The 17,718-nt window shown below is 69.3% G+C and carries 22 protein-coding genes and 1 riboswitch; of the genes, 13 read left to right on the forward strand and 9 right to left on the reverse strand.

Going from position 1 to position 17,718, the window contains the following annotated elements; translation table 11 throughout:
* Window positions 1–82: 82 nt before the first annotated feature.
* Window positions 83–937, forward strand: a complete 855-nt coding sequence (locus M3330_RS16600) for an NUDIX hydrolase (protein ID WP_247849462.1) — start codon at window positions 83–85, stop codon at window positions 935–937.
* Between the two features lie 4 nt (window positions 938–941).
* Here the strand turns inward: M3330_RS16600 and thiE are convergent, their stop codons facing one another.
* Entirely contained in the window at window positions 942–1,631 is a 690-nt protein-coding gene (gene thiE / locus M3330_RS16605) for a thiamine phosphate synthase (RefSeq protein ID WP_033096181.1), read from the reverse strand.
* A gap of 26 nt (window positions 1,632–1,657) precedes the next feature.
* A riboswitch (TPP riboswitch) is annotated at window positions 1,658–1,770 on the forward strand.
* On the opposite strand from thiE, the gene thiO reads away from it, so the two are divergent.
* The 7 genes from thiO to M3330_RS16640 all read left to right on the forward strand — a co-directional run bounded on the left by thiO (window position 1,767) and on the right by M3330_RS16640 (window position 7,806).
* A complete protein-coding gene (gene thiO / locus M3330_RS16610) occupies window positions 1,767–2,831 on the forward strand; it encodes a glycine oxidase ThiO (RefSeq protein ID WP_039585483.1) in 1,065 nt (354 codons plus the stop codon). Its footprint overlaps the riboswitch before it by 4 nt.
* The gene (gene thiS / locus M3330_RS16615) at window positions 2,828–3,040 is read left to right on the forward strand and encodes a sulfur carrier protein ThiS (RefSeq protein ID WP_006553656.1); all 213 of its coding nucleotides are present in this window, start codon (window positions 2,828–2,830) and stop codon (window positions 3,038–3,040) included. Before thiO ends, thiS begins: the two co-directional genes overlap by 4 nt.
* Window positions 3,033–3,818, forward strand: a complete 786-nt coding sequence (locus M3330_RS16620; RefSeq protein ID WP_006553655.1) for a thiazole synthase — start codon at window positions 3,033–3,035, stop codon at window positions 3,816–3,818. Before thiS ends, M3330_RS16620 begins: the two co-directional genes overlap by 8 nt.
* A gap of 90 nt (window positions 3,819–3,908) precedes the next feature.
* Window positions 3,909–4,442: a hypothetical protein gene (locus tag M3330_RS16625; RefSeq protein ID WP_230809913.1), complete on the forward strand. Its 534-nt coding sequence runs from the start codon at window positions 3,909–3,911 to the stop codon at window positions 4,440–4,442.
* Window positions 4,443–4,510: 68 nt separating this feature from the next.
* Window positions 4,511–5,440 (forward strand): ATP-binding cassette domain-containing protein, encoded by a 930-nt coding sequence (locus M3330_RS16630; RefSeq protein WP_039585666.1) that lies wholly within the window; start codon window positions 4,511–4,513, stop codon window positions 5,438–5,440.
* Window positions 5,440–6,219 (forward strand): ABC transporter permease, encoded by a 780-nt coding sequence (locus tag M3330_RS16635; protein WP_006553652.1) that lies wholly within the window; start codon window positions 5,440–5,442, stop codon window positions 6,217–6,219. Before M3330_RS16630 ends, M3330_RS16635 begins: the two co-directional genes overlap by 1 nt.
* A gap of 114 nt (window positions 6,220–6,333) precedes the next feature.
* A complete protein-coding gene (locus M3330_RS16640) occupies window positions 6,334–7,806 on the forward strand; it encodes a M20/M25/M40 family metallo-hydrolase (protein ID WP_255025567.1) in 1,473 nt (490 codons plus the stop codon).
* A 12-nt stretch (window positions 7,807–7,818) separates the two neighbouring features.
* Here the strand turns inward: M3330_RS16640 and thiD are convergent, their stop codons facing one another.
* Window positions 7,819–8,664, reverse strand: a complete 846-nt coding sequence (gene thiD / locus M3330_RS16645; protein WP_006553650.1) for a bifunctional hydroxymethylpyrimidine kinase/phosphomethylpyrimidine kinase — start codon at window positions 8,662–8,664, stop codon at window positions 7,819–7,821.
* Between the two features lie 158 nt (window positions 8,665–8,822).
* On the opposite strand from thiD, the gene M3330_RS16650 reads away from it, so the two are divergent.
* A complete protein-coding gene (locus tag M3330_RS16650) occupies window positions 8,823–9,221 on the forward strand; it encodes a GNAT family N-acetyltransferase (protein ID WP_019291107.1) in 399 nt (132 codons plus the stop codon).
* Between the two features lie 36 nt (window positions 9,222–9,257).
* Here M3330_RS16650 and M3330_RS16655 read toward each other — a convergent pair whose 3' ends face one another.
* Genes M3330_RS16655 through M3330_RS16665 form a run of 3 tightly spaced genes read right to left on the reverse strand, consistent with a single transcriptional unit; the run spans window position 9,258 to window position 11,664 of the window.
* Window positions 9,258–10,061 carry an exodeoxyribonuclease III gene (locus tag M3330_RS16655; protein ID WP_255025571.1) on the reverse strand — a complete coding sequence of 268 codons (804 nt, stop codon included), beginning with the start codon at window positions 10,059–10,061 and terminating at the stop codon, window positions 9,258–9,260.
* 18 nt (window positions 10,062–10,079) lie between these two features.
* Window positions 10,080–11,045 carry an N-acetyltransferase gene (locus tag M3330_RS16660; RefSeq protein WP_064852235.1) on the reverse strand — a complete coding sequence of 322 codons (966 nt, stop codon included), beginning with the start codon at window positions 11,043–11,045 and terminating at the stop codon, window positions 10,080–10,082.
* Window positions 11,046–11,067: 22 nt separating this feature from the next.
* Window positions 11,068–11,664, reverse strand: coding sequence for a peptide deformylase (locus M3330_RS16665; protein WP_039585478.1), 597 nt, complete (start codon window positions 11,662–11,664; stop codon window positions 11,068–11,070).
* A gap of 132 nt (window positions 11,665–11,796) precedes the next feature.
* Here M3330_RS16665 and M3330_RS16670 point away from each other — a divergent pair, with 132 nt between their 5' ends.
* From M3330_RS16670 to M3330_RS16685, 4 genes are all read left to right on the forward strand, one after another.
* Window positions 11,797–12,147 (forward strand): DUF3263 domain-containing protein, encoded by a 351-nt coding sequence (locus M3330_RS16670; RefSeq protein ID WP_006553645.1) that lies wholly within the window; start codon window positions 11,797–11,799, stop codon window positions 12,145–12,147.
* A gap of 77 nt (window positions 12,148–12,224) precedes the next feature.
* Window positions 12,225–12,869, forward strand: coding sequence for a LytR C-terminal domain-containing protein (locus tag M3330_RS16675; protein WP_006553644.1), 645 nt, complete (start codon window positions 12,225–12,227; stop codon window positions 12,867–12,869).
* A 91-nt stretch (window positions 12,870–12,960) separates the two neighbouring features.
* Window positions 12,961–13,602: a superoxide dismutase family protein gene (locus M3330_RS16680; protein ID WP_019291110.1), complete on the forward strand. Its 642-nt coding sequence runs from the start codon at window positions 12,961–12,963 to the stop codon at window positions 13,600–13,602.
* A 99-nt stretch (window positions 13,603–13,701) separates the two neighbouring features.
* Window positions 13,702–14,823 carry a glutamate--cysteine ligase gene (locus tag M3330_RS16685; RefSeq protein ID WP_039585476.1) on the forward strand — a complete coding sequence of 374 codons (1,122 nt, stop codon included), beginning with the start codon at window positions 13,702–13,704 and terminating at the stop codon, window positions 14,821–14,823.
* Between the two features lie 40 nt (window positions 14,824–14,863).
* Here M3330_RS16685 and mnhG read toward each other — a convergent pair whose 3' ends face one another.
* From mnhG to M3330_RS16705, 4 genes are read right to left on the reverse strand one after another with little or no spacing between them, the layout of a single operon-like run.
* Complete coding sequence (gene mnhG, locus M3330_RS16690; protein WP_006553641.1) at window positions 14,864–15,193, reverse strand: monovalent cation/H(+) antiporter subunit G; 330 nt, start codon at window positions 15,191–15,193, stop codon at window positions 14,864–14,866.
* Entirely contained in the window at window positions 15,190–15,450 is a 261-nt protein-coding gene (locus tag M3330_RS16695; RefSeq protein ID WP_219129378.1) for a monovalent cation/H+ antiporter complex subunit F, read from the reverse strand. The genes mnhG and M3330_RS16695 overlap by 4 nt, the downstream gene beginning before the upstream one ends.
* Complete coding sequence (locus M3330_RS16700; RefSeq protein WP_006553639.1) at window positions 15,447–15,995, reverse strand: Na+/H+ antiporter subunit E; 549 nt, start codon at window positions 15,993–15,995, stop codon at window positions 15,447–15,449. Before M3330_RS16700 ends, M3330_RS16695 begins: the two co-directional genes overlap by 4 nt.
* A complete protein-coding gene (locus tag M3330_RS16705; RefSeq protein WP_024101810.1) occupies window positions 15,995–17,584 on the reverse strand; it encodes a Na+/H+ antiporter subunit D in 1,590 nt (529 codons plus the stop codon). Before M3330_RS16705 ends, M3330_RS16700 begins: the two co-directional genes overlap by 1 nt.
* Window positions 17,585–17,718 lie beyond the last annotated feature (134 nt).

A 17,718-nucleotide genomic window follows, 5' to 3' on the forward strand; every position in this document is an offset into this window, starting at 1 on the left:
CGGTATTGTTGCCGTCCACGGACGGCGGGGATCCGGTACCGGGCACAGGTCCGGGCGAGGGCGGGTCGGAGAGGCGGACGCAATGCGTGGAGACGGTGACGGCTGGGCGGTCGGACCGGACGGCGCGAAGCGCTGGGGACGGCACGGCGCCGCAGGTCTGCTGCTGCGCGCTCCGCTCGCGGACGGTCGCCCCGCGGTTCTCCTGCAGCATCGGGCGGCGTGGTCGCACCAGGGCGGGACGTGGGCACTTCCCGGTGGAGCGCGCGACTCGCACGAGAGCACCGTCGACGCCGCCGTGCGGGAGGCCCACGAGGAGGCCGGCATCGATCTCGCGGCCGTGACGGTACGCGCCGAACGCGTCACCTCCGGTCTCGCGGGCGGATGGACCTACACCACCGTCGTCGCCGACGCCACCGAAACTCTCGTGACCAGTCTCAACCAGGAGAGCACCGAACTGCGCTGGGTGCCCGAACCGGAGGTCGAGGCGATGCCGCTGCACAGCGGCTTCGCCGAGGCGTGGCCGTCGCTGCGCACCTCACCGGTACGCATGCTGCTCGACACCGCGAACGTGCTCGGAGCGAGCGGCCCCACCGGATGGTGGCGCGACCGCCCCGGCGCGACGAGCGCCCTGCTCGCCGACCTCGCCGCGGTCCTGCCCCGCACCGTCGAAATTCCCGACGGGACGTTCGGCTGGGTCCCCCGCGTCGAAGCGGTCCTCGAAGGGCGTGCCCGCGACGCGACGATCGACGACGTCCGGATCCCGGTGCACAGCGCGGACGGCAGCGGCGACGACGAACTGACCCGGCTGGCCTCCACCACGACGGCCGTGGTCGACCCCGGGGTGACGGTCGTGGTCACCGCGGATCGCGGCCTGCGCGCGCGGTTGCCCAGGGGCACGATCGCGATGTCGCCCTCGGCCGTGCTGGGCTGGCTGTAACGCCTCAGGTCGGGAGTGCGGCCTTCAGCGCCGCCGCGGCTGCCCGCGGATCGGATGCCTTCGTGATCGCCCGGACCACCGCGACCCGCGTGGCACCGGCGTCGAGCACCTCGGGGAGTCGCTCGAGATCGATGCCGCCGATCGCGAACCACGGCCGTGCCGGCTGCGACTGCGTGACCTCGCGCGTCACCTCCAGCCCCGCTGCGGTCCGTCCCGGCTTGGTCGGTGTGTCCCACACCGGCCCGGATGCGAAGTAGTCGACGCCCTCCTCGATGTCGGCGAGCGCAGCCTGCGCGCGGCTCGACGTCGAGCGGCCGATGACGATCTCGTCGCCGAGGATCTGCCGCGCGTGCCGCACCGGCAGGTCGCCCTGACCGAGATGCAGGATGTCGGCGCCCGACGCGAGCGCGATGTCGGCGCGGTCGTTCACGGCCAGGAGCGCACCGTGGCGTGCACACGCCTCGCCGATGATCTCGAGGGCGGCGAGTTCCTCGCGTGCCTCGAGGCGTCCGAACTTCTTCTCGCCGGCCGAGTCCTTGTCGCGCAACTGGACGATGTCGACCCCACCGGCGAGGGCCTCCTCGACGAACCGTGCGAGGTCGCCGGTGTCCCGGCGAGCGTCGGTGCACAGATACAACCGGGCGGTCGCGAGGCGGCCGCGCGGGTCGGGATGGTTGCCGCGATAGGTGGTCACGACCAAGACGGTAGCCTCTAAGCAGAAAGTGACGACACGGGAGTCCCGAGGTTCGCGGGGCTGAGAGGGGGCCTGCCGGCCCCGACCGTTATGACCTGACCCGGATCATGCCGGCGCAGGGAGTGAGGTGGACCAATGGCAACTGTGGCCGTCGTGGGTGGCGGAGTGATCGGGCTGTCGATCGCATGGCGCGCGGCCCGCTCGGGGCACATCGTGACCGTGCACGACCCGAATCCCGGCAGTGGCGCCTCGTGGGTGGCCGGCGGGATGCTGGCCCCGCTGTCCGAGGGCTGGCCCGGTGAGGACCACGTGCTGTCCCTGGGTGCGGCCTCGCTCGACCGCTGGCCCGGATTCGCGGATGCACTGCGCGCGGAGACCGGCGTCGACGTGTTCACCGCCGAGGAGTCGCTGACCGTCGCGCTCGACGCGGCGGACGCGGCCGACTTGCGGACCGTCGCCGAATGGGTCGGGGAGCGGGGGCACGAGATGCGTCTGCTCTCCCGTGCGGAGATCCGGGAGTTCGAACCGTCGCTCGGGCCGAAGGTGCGTCTCGGACTGCTCGCGCCCACCGAGTCGTCGGTCGACAACCGTACGCTCGTCGACGCCCTGCGCGTCGCGGCCACCGCGGCCGGGGTGCGTTTCTCCGACGCCGCCGTCCACGATCTCGCCGACCTTCCCGACGATCAGGTGGTGCTCGCCGCCGGCTCGGCGTCGGCGCGACTGTGGCCGGGCCTTCCGGTCCGTCCGGTCAAGGGCGAGATCCTGCGCCTGCGGGTGCGGCCGGGCGCGACCCCGCCGCCGCAGCGCACCGTGCGCGCGAGTGTCCACGGACGCCCCGCCTATCTGGTGCCCCGCCACGACGGCCTCGTCGTGGGCGCCACACAGTACGAGGCGTCCGACACACAGGTCACGGTGGCCGGGGTGCGCGATCTGATCGCCGACGCCGAGAAGATCTTTCCTGCGCTCGGCGAGTACGAACTGTTCGAGGCGAGCGCGGGCCTGCGCCCGATGACCCCCGACAACCTGCCGCTGATCGGCCGGCTCTCCGATCGTGTCGTCGCCGCGACCGGCCACGGCCGCAACGGTGTGCTGCTCACGCCGCTCACCGTCGACGCGGTGCTCGCCGAACTCGGTGGGCGGTCGCTGGCCGACGCGCAGTACGCCTGTCCTGGACGAATTACGGAAGCGAGTGTGGGATGACGAACGTGTCCGTGGGCATCACCGTCAACGGTGAGGACAAGTACTACGACGCGGCCCCGACCGTGTCACAACTGCTGAACGAGCTCGGTCTGCCCGAGAAGGGCATCGCGGTCGCCGTCGACGGTGTCGTGTGCCCGCGCGGCCGCTGGTCGGAGCCGGTCACACGCGGAGCGAGCATCGAGATCCTCACGGCGGTCCAGGGTGGCTGACACACACGATCCCGGCGCCGACCTGCCGCAGCTGACCATCGCCGGCCGCACCTTCGGGTCGCGGCTGATCACCGGCACCGGTGGCGCGGCGAACCTGGCCGTGCTCGAGGAGGCACTCGTCGCGTCGGGCACCGAACTGACCACCGTCGCGATGCGCCGTGTCGACGCGGCCTCCGGAACCGGTGTCCTCGACCTGCTGCGCCGCCTCGGCATCGAACCGCTGCCGAACACTGCCGGGTGCCGCGGCGCGAAGGAAGCCGTGCTGACCGCGCAGCTCGGGCGGGAGGCGCTGGAGACCGACTGGGTGAAACTCGAGGTCATCGCCGACGAACGGACGCTGCTGCCCGATGCCATCGAACTCGTCTCCGCGGCCGAACAACTCGTCGACGACGGCTTCGTCGTCCTGCCGTACACGACCGACGATCCCGTCCTCGCGCGGCGCCTCGAGGACGTCGGTTGTGCCGCGGTGATGCCGCTCGGCTCGCCGATCGGGACCGGCCTCGGTATCTCGAACCCGCACCACATCGAGATGATCGTCGAGGCTGCGGGTGTGCCGGTGATCCTCGACGCGGGAATCGGAACCGCCTCCGACGCGGCGCTCGCGATGGAACTCGGTTGCGACGCCGTGCTGCTCGCGACCGCCGTCACCCGCGCGAAGGATCCGGCGCTGATGGCGTCGGCGATGCGTCACGCCGTCGAAGCGGGATTCCGTGCCCGGCACGCCGGCCGGATCCCGAAACGCTTCTGGGCCCAGGCATCTTCGCCGATGGAGCCGTGACCGGTACGGGAAGCCCCTGAGCACCTTGGTGTTCAGGGGTTTCCGATTGTCGCGCGACGGGTTACCGATCGGTCTGTACGATCCCCGGGCATGACAGTTGCACACAGAATTCTCGCTGCCGCCGCTGCCGGGCTCATGGGCACTGTCGTCGCCGTCGCGGCGCCGGGTGTCGCGGGCGCCCAGGAACCGTGTCAGATGGGCTGGTCGAACACCGGACCGAGGTCGTGCGCGACGACGGAGTTGTCCACGCCACCCGTGCTGACATTGGGCGACGGCATCTGCGCCGGCATCGTGCGCGCCGGTGGAACCGCCTTCGACGGCCCGCTCTACGAGTACTCCTCGGCGCCGGGTGCCACCCACGGGATCGAACTGCGGATCACGCAGGGCTACTCGCTTCTCGGCGAGTGGACGCCGAGCATCCTGAACTGCGACGTCACCGTCGCTTTCGACTGGCACAACCTCGACACCGGTGCCCGCGGTACAGAGACCCGCTTCGTGCCGGCCTTCCACACGAGCACCCGGCCGTTGTTCATGCACGTGTTCCCCGGGCCCGGCCGCGTCGCCCTGACGATGCGTACCGAGCGACCGAGCATCCCGGTCACCACCGAGGTCTTCGTCCCCTGACGCACCGCGTGCGGCTCCGGGGAGTGTGATCGGATGCGCTCGCCGGAGCCGCACGTAGGGTGGTGCGCATGATCGAAGTGACCGGCTTGACCAAGACCTTCGGGTCCACGACCGCGGTCGACGACCTGACGTTCACGGTCCGTCCCGGCATCGTCACCGGCTTCCTCGGCCCCAACGGCGCGGGGAAGTCCACCACGATGCGCATGATCCTGGGGCTGGACCGGCCGACCTCGGGAACCGCACTGATCGAAGGGAAGCCGTACAGCGAGCTGACACGGCCGCTCACCACCGTCGGGGCGTTGCTCGACGCGAAGTGGGTGCATCCCAACCGGTCGGCGCGGTCGCATCTCGCCTGGCTGGCCGCGTCGAACGGTCTGCCTGCCTCGCGTGTCGACGAGGTTCTGCGCCAGGTGGGACTGACGGAGGTCGCGGGCAAGCGCGCCGGCGGCTTCTCGCTCGGCATGTCGCAGCGACTCGGTCTCGCCGCCGCACTGCTCGGCAACCCGCGCGTGCTGCTGTTCGACGAACCGGTCAACGGCCTCGACCCCGAGGGCATCGTGTGGATCCGGAGGTTCATGCAGGCGCTCGCCACGGAAGGCCGCACGGTGCTCGTGTCCAGCCACCTGCTCTCGGAGATGGCGCAGACCGCCGAACATCTCATCGTCATCGGCCGTGGACGGCTCATCGCCGACACCTCGGTGAAGGCGTTCGTCGACCGCGCGTCCGACTCGTTCGTCGTCGTGCGCAGCCCGCAACTCGACGAGCTGCGCACCGCGCTCACCGAACGCGGGCACACTGTGCGGGAGAACGACGGTGCCCTGCACGTCTCGGGCGCTCCGGCGGCGGAGATCGGCGAACTCGCTGCGACCCGGTCGATCGTGCTGCACGAACTCGCGGGCCGCAACGCGTCGCTCGAGGAAGCGTTCATGAAACTCACCGGTGGCGAGGTCGAATACCACGGATCCGGAGTCGACGACGTCATGAAGGGTGGACTGTGATGAGTACGGCGCTCGACACACTGCGGGCCGAACGGATCAAGCTCACGTCGGTGCAGTCACCGCTGTGGTGCACCCTCGTCATCGTCGCCCTCGGTCTGGGTCTGGCCGCGATCCTCGGGTCGGTCTCCCGCGCGTCGGCCGGGATGGACGACGAACTGGGACGGTTCTATCCGACCGTGGACGTCGCGGTCAGCGGCGTCACCGGCTTCGGTGTGCTGGTGCTCATGATCCTCGCGGCACTGTCGGTCACCAGCGAATACCGTTTCGGGGTCATCCGCACGACCTTCCAGGCCACCCCGAACCGCACCCTGCTCCTGACGATGAAGGCCCTGCTCATCGGTGTGCTGGGCGCGGTGCTGACACTCGCGGTCTCGTTCGGTGCCTTCTACCTCGCGAAGGCACTGGCCGGGCCCGACGCAGGTCGCGAGCTCGTCCTCAGCGGCGACACGGCGTGGCGCGCGGTCTACGGCACCGCGATCTACGCGTTCCTGTGCGTCTTCCTCGCGGTCGGTGTGGGCACGCTGCTGCGGCAGTCGGCCGGCACGATCGCGCTGCTGATGCTGTGGCCGCTGCTGCTCGAGTCGTTGTTCGCGCTGTTCGGTTCGGTGGGCCGCGAGATCCAGCCGTTCCTGCCGTTCGCGAACGCGAACAACTTCCTGGGTATCGGGCAGGGAATCGAATTCCACTGGGGTCCATGGGGATCGCTCCTGTACTTCGCGGCCTTCTCGTTCCTGGTGTTCGCGGCCTCACTCGTGGTGGTCAACCGCCGCGACGCCTGAGGTACTGTCTCGACACGCCTGAGGTACTACCTCGACACGCCGCAGGTTCTGCCTCCGCACACTGCGCCGCACGCTTTCCCCGTGCGGCGCAGTGCTTTTGTGTACGCTCGGTCGATGGCGTGGGCGCGGACGAGATACGGCATGCGGGGAGCGGCCCTGATCGCCGCCGGTGTACTGCTGACGGCGGGATGCTCGGAGGCGGAGGTGGAGGCGCCGCCCGTCGACCCGACGGCGCTCGCCGACGCCGTGCAACTCGATGCCGTCATGACGCACCTGACGGAACTCGAACGGATCGCCGGCGAGAACGACGGAAACCGTTCGCTCGGAACCCCCGGCTACGACGCGAGCGTCGACTACGTCGCCGGAGCCCTGCGCGACGCCGGATTCGACGTGCAGACACCGGAGTTCGACACGACCCTGTTCGCCGTCGAGAACGAGCAGCTCACCGTCGACGGGGAGCCGATGGGCGTGAGCGCACTCGGCATGTCGCCGTCGACGGGACCGGAGGGGCTCACCGCGCGCGTCGTGCGCATCGCCCCCGACGACACCCCCGGCTGCGAGGCCACCGACTACGACGGCATCGACGCGACCGGCGCGGTGGTGATCGTCGATCGCGGCGTGTGCACCTTCGCCGTCAAGGAGCAGGTCGCCGCCGAACGGGGAGCGGCCGCGCTGCTCGTCGCCAACAACGAGGACGGCCCGCTCGCCGCCGCCGGTCTCGGGGCGGAATCGACCCCCCGCATCCCGGTCGGAGGCGTGGCCGGGGCCGACGCCGAGCGCCTGTCCGCCGCGACCACCGTGACGGTGACACTCCAGACCCGCACCGAGGACAGGAAGTCGCGCAACGTGATCGCGCAGACGCGCACCGGCTCGACCGACGACGTGGTCGTCGTCGGCGCGCACCTCGACAGCGTCCCCGAAGGACCGGGGATCAACGACAACGGAACCGGCGTCGCCGCCGTCCTCGAGACCGCGCTGCAACTCGGCAGCGAGCCGGGCGTGACCAACGCCGTGCGGTTCGCGTTCTGGGGCGCCGAGGAGGTCGGACTGGTCGGCTCCACGAGGTACGTCGAGTCGCTGTCCGACGAGGAACGACTCGACATCGCCCTGTACCTGAACTTCGACATGCTCGGCTCGCCCAACGCCGGATATCTGGTGTTCGACGGCGACGACTCCGACGCCGTCGGTGAAGGACCCGGACCGGAGGGCTCGGCGGGTATCGAACGGACCTTCGCGCAGTTCTTCGACGAACGCGGAATCGAGGTCGGCGGAACGGATTTCGACGGCCGTTCCGATTACGGTCCGTTCGTCGCCTTCGGCATCCCCGCGGGCGGGGTGTTCACCGGCGCCGACGACGTCAAGACCCCCGAACAGGCCGACCGGTGGGGTGGCACCGCCGACCAGCCCTTCGACCCGAACTACCACACCCCCGAGGACACCCTGGCCGGCATCGACCGCGACGCGTTCGCCGCGGCGGCCGCCGCCGTCGCCTACGGCACGGCTGTCTACGCGAATTCGATCGACGGACCCGACGGGGTGCCCGCAAGTGACCAGCGGGCCGAGGTGCGCGCCGAGTTCACCGAGTGAAGACGGGCGCGATCAGCGCTCGTGCAGTCGCCACAACGGGTTGACCGGGCCGTGGCCGTGACCGAGGTCGTAGGACCACTCGAGGCACTTCGTGATCCATTCCTTCGCGAACTCGACTGCCTCGGGCACCGACCGGCCATGCGCGAGGGCGGACGCGATCGCGGCTGCGAGCGTGTCGCCGCCGCCGTGGTCGTTGCCGGTCTCGATGCGCGGCGTGCTGAACTCGAGGAAACGGTCGCCGTCGAACAGCAGGTCGGTGCTCTTCTCCGAGCTGCGCAGATGACCGCCCTTGACGATCACCCACTGGGCGCCGAGCGCATGGAGCGCTTCGGCGGCGCGCCGGGCCGACGCGTCGTCGACGACCTCGATGCTCGTGATCAGCCGTACCTCGTCGAGATTCGGGGTGACGACGGTGGCGAGGGGGATGAGCACCCCGCGGATCGCGTCGAGCGCGTCCGAGTGCAGCAGCGGGTCGCCGTGCATCGACGCGCAGACCGGGTCGACGACGAGCGGTACCTCCATGTCGCGACCGATGCCCACCTCGGAGCACACCTGTGCGACGGCCTCGATGATCTGCGTGGAGGCGAGCATGCCCGTCTTCGCTGCGGACACCCCGATGTCCTCGACCACGCACCGCACCTGGTCGGCCACGGTCTCGGCGGGGATCTCGTGGAACCCGCGGACGCCGACGGAGTTCTGGACGGTGACGGCGGCCACCGCGACGCATGCGTGCACACCGCACATCGCCATCGTGCGGGAATCGGCCTGGATGCCGGCTCCGCCTCCGGAGTCGGTGCCGGCGATGGTGAGGGCTCGAACCGGGGTCTCGCCTCGAGGCGACAGGGGCAGAAGGTCCACGCGGACACCCTACCGAGGGTGTGTTCGAACACGGCCGGGAGGCGCTGAGGCGGGTGCACTTTGCGAAACACGACAGCGTTGCTGCCGGTGGTCGCCTCGTTGCTCTATAGTGGCACAGGTCACAGTTCGATCACGCAACACCCCTATTGGAGGCGCTCATGAACACGAGTTCGCCGGACCTCGCCGTGTCGGACAACGCCGACCAGAACCGGTTCGAACTGCGCCTCAACGGCGATCTCGTCGGCATCCTGGCGTACTACGACTTCGAACGCGTTCCGGCGCCGAACCCGCCGGTCGTCGACTTCATGCACACCGTGATCGTCGAGGATTTCGGTCATCGGGGTCTCGCGGCCGTCCTCGTCGGTGGTTCGCTCGATCTCGCTCGCAGCAGAGGCTGGCGGGTGCGGCCGGTGTGCACCTATGTGCAGCGATTCGTGTCGTCGCACGAGAACTACCGCGACGTCGTCGTGGCTCTCGAGCTGCCGCGCACGGACCCCCACCGCAAAGAGACCCGGCGCAAGCAGCCGCAGCGCAAGGTGCCTGCCCGCAAGGCCTGATGCCTGTGCGGGCGGTCCACCCGACGCGGGACCTGCTCAGAGGTCGAGGTCGACGACGACCGGTGCGTGGTCGCTCGCGCCCTTGCCCTTGCGTTCGTTGCGGTCGATCTCGGCGTCCGTCACCCGTGCCGCGAAGGCCGGTGATCCGAGGACGAAGTCGATCCGCATGCCCTGCTTCTTGGGGAAGCGCAGCTGGGTGTAGTCCCAGTAGGTGTAGACCCCGGGGCCGGGCGCGTACGGACGGACGACGTCGGTGTAGCCGACGTCGGCGAACGCGTGGAAGGCGTCGCGCTCGGGCTGCGAAGTGTGCGTCTTGCCCTCGAAGAAGGCCGGATCCCACACGTCGTCGTCGGTGGGGGCGACGTTCCAGTCGCCGACCAGCGCGATGGGCTGCCCGGGCGCTGCGGTGGCCCAGGCGTGCGCGTCGGCGCGCAGCTTGGCGAGCCAGTCGAGCTTGTAGGTGTAATGCGGGTCGTTGAGGTCGCGGCCGTTGGGGACGTACAGGCTCCACACGCGCACACCCGCGCACGTCGCCCCGATCGCCCGCGCCTCGAGCGCCGGATCGACCTCCGGGTCCTTGGAGAAACCGGGCTGGTCCTCGAAGCCGATCTGCACGTCGTCGAGGCCCACGCGCGACGCGATGGCCACACCGTTCCACTGGCTCAGTCCGACGTGCGCGACGCGGTAGCCGAGTCCCTCGAAGCGTTCGTACGGGAACTGCTCGTCCTTGCACTTGGTTTCCTGCATCGCGAGCACATCCGTGTCGGTTCGCTGCAACCAGTCGAGGATGCGGTCGGTACGGGCACGGACGGAGTTCACATTCCAGGTAGCAAGGCGCACACGCCCACTGTAGGCGACCTATCCGACGGGTTCGGAGGCGTATCGGTAGCGGTGGTGGTCGACGAAGCCGAGTTCGCGATACAGGGCGCGCGCCGCGGTGTTCGACTCCTCGACCTGCAGATATGCGTGGGTCGTGCCGTGCTCGCGTGCCCAGCGCAGCAGGGCACCGCACACGAGTGTGCCGAGTCCGCGACGCCGGTGTTCGGGAGCGACCTCGACGGTCGACAGACCCACCCAGCGGCGTCCGTCCGGCGCATCGGTGATCGCCGCGCGGCAGATCGCCAGGGGCGGCTGCCCGGGTGCACCGATGCGGCCGAACCCGAGGATCCCCGCGGCCACCGAGCCGAGCACGTCCTGCGCGAGCAGCGGGTCGGCGTCGGCGCGGTGGAGCGACATCCAGTCGGCGTCCGGCCGCTCGGTGATCGTGACCGGGGTGGGCTCCGGCGGCAAGGGGATGTTCGCGAGGTCGGCGCCCATCACGAGCACCGGCTCCGAGGTCGGCCACCCCTCGGGGATGCGGGCGAGTCGATCGGGCACCAGCAGCCGCAGCGGCAATCCGCGTGCCGCGAACCATTCACGGAGCCGGGCGCGCACCGCCGGATCGGCGGGGTCCGCCACGGTGCCGCGTTCACCCAGCGGCGTTGCCGAATTGGCGCGCCGGGTGAAACCGTGTCCGGCGCGCACGAGCCAGCCGTCCACCCAGGCCGATTCGAGACCGGGCCACCCCGCGGCGGCGGCGTGCTCGAGCGCGCGGATCTCCGAGACGCGGATCGGCCGCGCCGCGATCGGCTTGAGCGCGACGACCGAGGTGGGGGACACCTGGACGACACGACCGTCGGCGGTGCGCACCGCGACCACCGGTTCGACGGAGACGAGTTCACCGATGACATCGGTCATCGGGTGGCTGTAGCCGGCGGGCAGGCGGTACCGCAGCACCACCCGGGTACCGAGGGGTACGGACGGGGCCGGACGGTCGGTCGTCATCGACGGTTCGCCGGTCGCCTCGTCAGTCGTCCTCGTCGTGGCCGAAAGGGTCCTCCACCGAACCCGGGAGCCAGGTCAGGCCCGGGACGCCCCATCCGGCGCGCTTGATGGTCTTCTTCGCGGCGCGGGCGTTGCGCCCGATCAGAACGTCGACGTACAGGAAGCCGTCGAGGTGCCCGACCTCGTGCTGCAGCATGCGAGCGAAGAATCCGTGGCCCTCGATCTCGATGGGCTCACCGTTCTCGTCGGTACCGGTGACCTTCGCCCAGTCGGCGCGACCGGTGGGGAAGTTCTCGCCCGGCACGGACAGGCAGCCCTCGAGATCGTCCTCGGGGTCGGGCATCGTCTCGGGGATTTCCGAGGTCTCGAGGATCGGGTTGACGACGACGCCACGCCGGCGCGCGACCTTGCCGGACTCGTCGCGGTCGGGGCAGTCGTAGACGAACAGTCGCTTGTCCACACCGACCTGGTTGGCGGCGAGGCCGACGCCGTTGGCCGCGTCCATCGTCTCGAACATGTCGGCGATCAGCTGAGCGAGTTCGGCGGGTGACTCGGTCACCGGCCGGGTCGGGTTGTGCAGGACGGGGTCGCCGACGATGACGATGGGAAGAATGGCCATGGTGACACAGGATAATGGGATCGACTCGCGGCGTTCTCGAACCGGTATGTGTCCCCACCCCGTGATTGAATGACTTCCGCCGAGACGCAAGGACTCTTCGTCACGGTGTGATCCAGTCAGTCGAGGAGGGAAATGGACGGCGCAGCAGCGCACGGCAACGACCGGTCCGATCTCGTGTCCCAGCAGGGCGACGGCGCATCCGCGCAGGAACCCACCGGCGACGAGGCGAACGGCCTGAGCCGTCGCGATCTCGACATCCTGGCGTTCGAACGGCAGTGGTGGAAGTACGCCGGTGCCAAGGAGGACGCCATCAAGGAACTCTTCGGTCTCTCCGCCACCCGCTACTACCAGGTGCTCAATGCTCTGGTGGATCGTCCCGAGGCGCTCGCCGCCGATCCGATGCTGGTCAAGCGGCTGCGGCGGTTGCGTGCGAGCCGTCAGAAGGCCCGCGCGGCCCGCCGGCTCGGTTTCGACACCCGTTAGACGGGCGGCCGTCGGGCCGGATAATGCGATATCGACACGCGCGGCCGGTCGGCAGCGCTGCGTGTGCTCGGGCAACTATGGTCGAGGTCGTGAGCAGAACCCCCGAGATCCCCAGCCGCGCGCCCGCACCCTCGGGACCGCCTCTGCGTGCGTTCGCGATGGTCCTGATCTCCTTGGGCATCCTGTTCGCCGGTCTCGGTTTCGCCTCGCTCGGTGATTCCGACGACGAACCCGCTCCCGCGGCGGCACCCACGACGACGACCGCTGCTGCGCCGGCCGCACCGTCCACGCGCTCGGCCGCGGTGCCCACCGCGCCCGCGCCCGCTGCCGCGAACGGGGGCACGTCCGACGCCGGGGACGGTGCGACCACCACCACGGCCGTGTCTTCGGCTCCTTCCATGCCCGTGGGGAGCGGAACCGCGTTCGCGTCCGACACCTCGGCCTCCGCGACGGCACCGGTGCGCGTGTTCAACAACTCGGAGGTCGCGGGCCTCGCCGCGCAGACCGCGGCCTACCTCGAGGACGAGGGGTACACCATCAGTGAAACGGGCAACTACAGCGAGGGCTTGCTCCAGCAGACCTCGGTGTTCTACGGGTCGTCTCCCGGAGAGCAGCAGACCGCGACAGCCGTCGCCGAGTCGCTCGGTGTCACCGCGCAACCGCGCTTCGAGGGCATCCGCGACGCCGCCCCCGGAGTGATCGTCATCGTCACTTCGCGTTAGCGCCGGAACCGTGTCGGTCCGCCACCGGGTGGTCGCCGGAGACGCCCGGTTATGATCGGGTGACTTTTCGGCACTTCGAAGGAGCGGTTTGATGGTCTCCAGTTCCACCCGTCGCATGTCCTGGCGTGCTCTGGCCCCGATCGTCGCGATCGCCGCGGTGGGCCTGACTGCGTGCTCGAACAGCGAGGAGGCGAGCACCGAGCCGGGGACGACTCCGCCGGTGTGGACGGGATCCGCCGCGCCCGCTTCCGAGGCCCACGGCGACGACCACGGCACCGAGGGTGGGAGCGAGTCGCACGCCGGTGGCTCCGCCTCCGCTGCTGCGCTCACCGCGGAGCTCACCACGGTCGACGGCGAGTCGGCCGGCACCGTGTCGTTCGCCGAGAACGGCGGCGACGTCGAGGTGACCATCGAGGTCGAGGGTCTCGAGCCCGGCTACCACGGTGTCCACATCCACGAGTTCGGCCGTTGCGAGCCCCAGTCCACCGCGCCGAACGGCGGCGAGCCCGGCGCCTTCCTGTCGGCCGGTGCCCACCTGCAGGCCGGTGGCAACACCTCCGTCCCGGAGAGCGGCGACCTGGTCTCGCTCGTCGTCCACGAGGACGGCACCGCCACCGCCACCGTCACCACCTCGGCCTTCGGCCTCGAGGACCTCGAAGGTGAGGACGGCGCCTCTGTGGTCGTGCACCAGGACAACCTCGGCGCACGCCTCGCCTGCGGCGTCATCGGGTGAGCAGGGTTCGAATCCCCTGAAGCTCGGTACCCGGGTAATTCCTGACACGGGGCCCCGCGACGGACATCCGTCGGCGGGGCCCTGTGGTTGGATCGAGACGTGGCAGTCGCGTTTCCGGGATCACCTCGTCCCACGATCGGCGTGGAATGGGAGATCGCTCTGGTGGACAAGACCACCCGCGATCTCTCGAACAGCGCGGCGGTCGTCTTCGACAGGGTGGAGGAGATCGCCGGGGAGACCCCGCGGCTGACCAAAGAGTTCCTGCGCAACACCGTCGAACTCGTCACCGGTGTACACGACACCGTCGCCGAGGCCGTCGACGATCTGTCCGAGTCGCTGTCGTTGCTTCGCCGCGCCGCCGATCCGCTCGGAGTGGACCTGATGTGTGCCGGCACCCATCCGTTCGCGCAGTGGACCGACCAGACCGTCACACCCTCCCCGGACTACGAGGAGATGATCAACCGCACCCGCTGGTGGGGACGGCAGATGCTCATCTGGGGAGTGCACGTCCACGTGGGAGTCTCCTCCGCGGAGAAGATCATCCCGATCCTCAACGCCATGCTCGTGAAATATCCCCACATGCTCGCGTTGTCGGCCTCGTCGCCGATCTGGGCGGGCTACGACACCGGCTACGCGAGCAACCGCGCGCTGATGTTCCAGCAGCTGCCGACCGCCGGCCTGCCCTACCACTTCGCCGACTGGCCGCAGTACGCGAAATTCATCGCCGACCAGCTCGAGTCCGGCGTCATCAGCCACCCCGGAGGCATGCACTGGGACATCAGGCCCGCGCCGAAATGGGGCACCCTCGAAGTCCGGGTCTTCGACGGCATCACCAACCGCGCCGAACTGGCCGCCCTCGTCGCGTTCGTGCATTCACTCGTCGTCTACTTCGACGAACGTCTCGAGCGCGGTGAGGAACTTCCTGTGCTGCAACCGTGGCACGTCAAGGAGAACAAGTGGCGTGCGGCGCGGTACGGACTCGATGCCGAGGTCATCCTCGACCCGGTGTGTACCGAACGGCTCGTCACCGACGACCTGAACGATCTGCTCGAGCAGATCATGCCCACCGCGGTACGGCTCGGCTGCGCCGACGAACTCGCGCGAGTTGCGGACATCCCGGTGAGGGGAGCGTCCTATCAGCGTCAGCGCCGGCTCGCGGAACGGACGGACGGCGATCTCGTCGCGGTGGTGGACTCGCTCGTGCAGGAACTGAAGGAGTGATCGTCCGAGGACGTCCCGGCCGTCAGCTCCTCGTCACCTGTCACGCACCGCCGGGAGCGTCCTCGTCGAGCAGGCCGTCGCGACCGAGCTGCTCCCGGTAGGCGACGCGACCGACGCGGTGCGCGATCACCGGTGCCGTGAGGACCATGAACATGCCCGCCAACGCCATCATCCAGATGTCGACGGAACTGCGCAGGATGATCATCGCGCCACCCAGCACGAACAACAGACCCACCACCTGCGGCTTGGTGGCCGGATGCATGCGCGACAGGGTGTCGCGGAAACGCACCACGCCGATCGCAGCGGTCAACGAGATGACCGCCCCGATGAGGATCAGGAGGTGGGCGAAGGTGTCGATGATCGTCGTCATCCTTCGTCACGCACCCGGAATCGAGCCACGGACACCGACCCGATGAAGCCGACCAGGGCGAGGGCCACGGTGGCGGGCAGCACCGACGTGTCGCGTGTGTACACCGCCCAGATCGCGATGCCGCAGATGCCGAGCGCGAGCAGGACGTCGACGCCGACGAGCCGGTCGAGGGAGTTGGGGCCCGCGATCACGCGGTAGGTGATCAGGATTGCGGAGACGAACAGCAGTGCCCCCGCGATCGCCAGTGTCACGGTCACGTCAGTTCCTCCGTTCCGCTGCGCCAGGGGCTGGCCTGCCATTCCGACTCGCGTTCGAACGTCCGGATGAGAAGACGCTCGATGAGGCGGGCGGAACGGTAGAAGTCGGCCACGGCCTTGTCGGTACCCACGTCGAGGACGTGCACGTACATGATCCGCCGCACCTGGTCGATCTCGAGCACCATGGTGCCCGGGATGTTGTTCATGATGTCCGTCCACAGTGTCAGCACCAGGTCGGACTTGATGGTGAGCCGGCAGCGCAGCACGCCGGTGACCGGCGGCGGGGACGGCCGGATCGCGAGCCATGCCACGTTGATCGTCGAGCGGATGGTCTCGCCGAAGATCACCGCGCCGAGCCGCATCGCGGACCAGACGTGCACGCGACCCTCGACGGGTACACGCGGCAGCGGCAGCACGAACATGACGACGAGCGAGACGACCACACCGCCGAGGATGTTGGCGATGCTGAAGGTGCCCCACAGCAGGACCCAGACCAGCGTCGTCCATCCCACGACGAACATGCGCAGGACGTTGGCGCGTTTCATCATTCCTGCTCACCCCCCAGCACGGCCTCGATGTACACCGTGCGGTCGCGCAGGTTCTCCGCGGCACGGTTGCTGATGTCGAGCAGGGGACCGGCGAAGACCGTCAACGACACACCGATCGCGACGAGCCAGACCGTGGGGACGAGCATCGCGGCCGGCATCCGGCCCACGTCCGGGCGTTCCTCGAAGGAGATGTCGGTGGCGGATTCGTCGATCAGCGCCGAGGGGCCGATGTCCGCGAGATCGCCCTCGGGAGCGTCGGCGCGTGCCCGCCAGAACGCCTTCGTCCAGATACGCGCGACGACGTACAGCGTCAGGAGGCTGGTCACGACACCACCGGCGACGAGGACCCAGGCCAGGACCGAACCGTCCTCCGCGCCGGCCTGCAGCAGGGCGACCTTGCCGATGAACCCGGAGAACGGCGGGATACCGCCCAGGTTGAGCGCCGGGATGAGGAACAGGACCGCCAGCAGCGGAGACATGAGTGCGAGGCTGCCGAGGCGTCGCAGCGACGCCGACCCGGCCTGGCGTTCGATGAGACCCACCACGAGGAACAGGGTGGTCTGCACGAGGATGTGGTGGCCGACGTAGTAGACGGCGCCCGCGAGACCGGTCTGCGACGACAGAGCGACACCGAAAATCATGTAGCCGATATGGCTGACGAGCGTGAACGACAGCAGACGCTTGATGTCGTTCTGCGCGATCGCGCCGAGGATGCCGACGATCATCGTGAGCAGACCCGCGACGAGCAGGACGTCGTCGAGTTCGCCGCCCGGGAACAGCAGGGTGTGCGCCCGGATGATCGCGTACACACCGACCTTGGTCAGCAGGCCGGCGAAGACGGCCGTGACCGGTGCGGGCGCGGTGGGGTAGGAGTCGGGCAGCCACGACGACAGCGGGAAGACCGCGGCCTTGATACCGAAAGCCACGAGCAACACACCGAAGATCGCGGCCCGGGTGCCCGGTGAGATCTCGTCCATCCGCAGTGCCATCTGGGCGAGGTTCAAAGTGCCCGTGGCTGCGTAGGCGAAGGCGATGCCCACGAGGAAGACCAGCGAGGACACCATCGAGACCATGACGTACGAGACGCCCGCGCGGACGCGGTCGGCGCTCGCACCCAGGGTCAGCAGGACGAACGAGGCGGCGAGGAGCACCTCGAAGCCGACGAAGAGGTTGAACAGGTCGCCCGCGAGGAAGGCGATGTTGACACCCGCGGTGAGCGCGAGATAGGTCGGCAGGAAGATCGAGACGGGCTGCTGCTCGTTGCCGTCGTGGATACCCTGGCCGACTGCGTACAGCATCACCGACAGCAGCACGATCGCCGAGACGACCAGCATCAACGCCGACAATCGGTCGACGACCAGCGAGATGCCGATCGGCGCCTCCCACCCACCGATCTGCAGTACCGCGATGCCGTCGGCGTCGGCGTAGTACAGCAGCGCCACGCACACGACGAGCGAGGCGACCAGCGCGAAGACGGTGATCCACCGTTGGACGCGCGGACGGCGGCCGACGATCAGGGTTGCGGCTGCGGCGAGCAAGGGGATGAGGACGGGGAGGGGAACGAGGTTCGCGACGCTCGGGTTCATCGGCGATCCTCCTTCCCGTTCTTCTCGTCGTCTCCGGTCCGCTCGTCCTCGGCAGGGTCGGGGGCCTCGGGGTCGGGATCGTCCGCGCGGACGTCCTCGTCGGCGTCCTCGACATCCTCGATAGAGCCGGCCCC

Source organism: Rhodococcus sp. GA1, assembly GCF_024321955.1.
In the GTDB taxonomy this organism is placed as follows: domain Bacteria; phylum Actinomycetota; class Actinomycetes; order Mycobacteriales; family Mycobacteriaceae; genus Rhodococcus; species Rhodococcus pyridinivorans.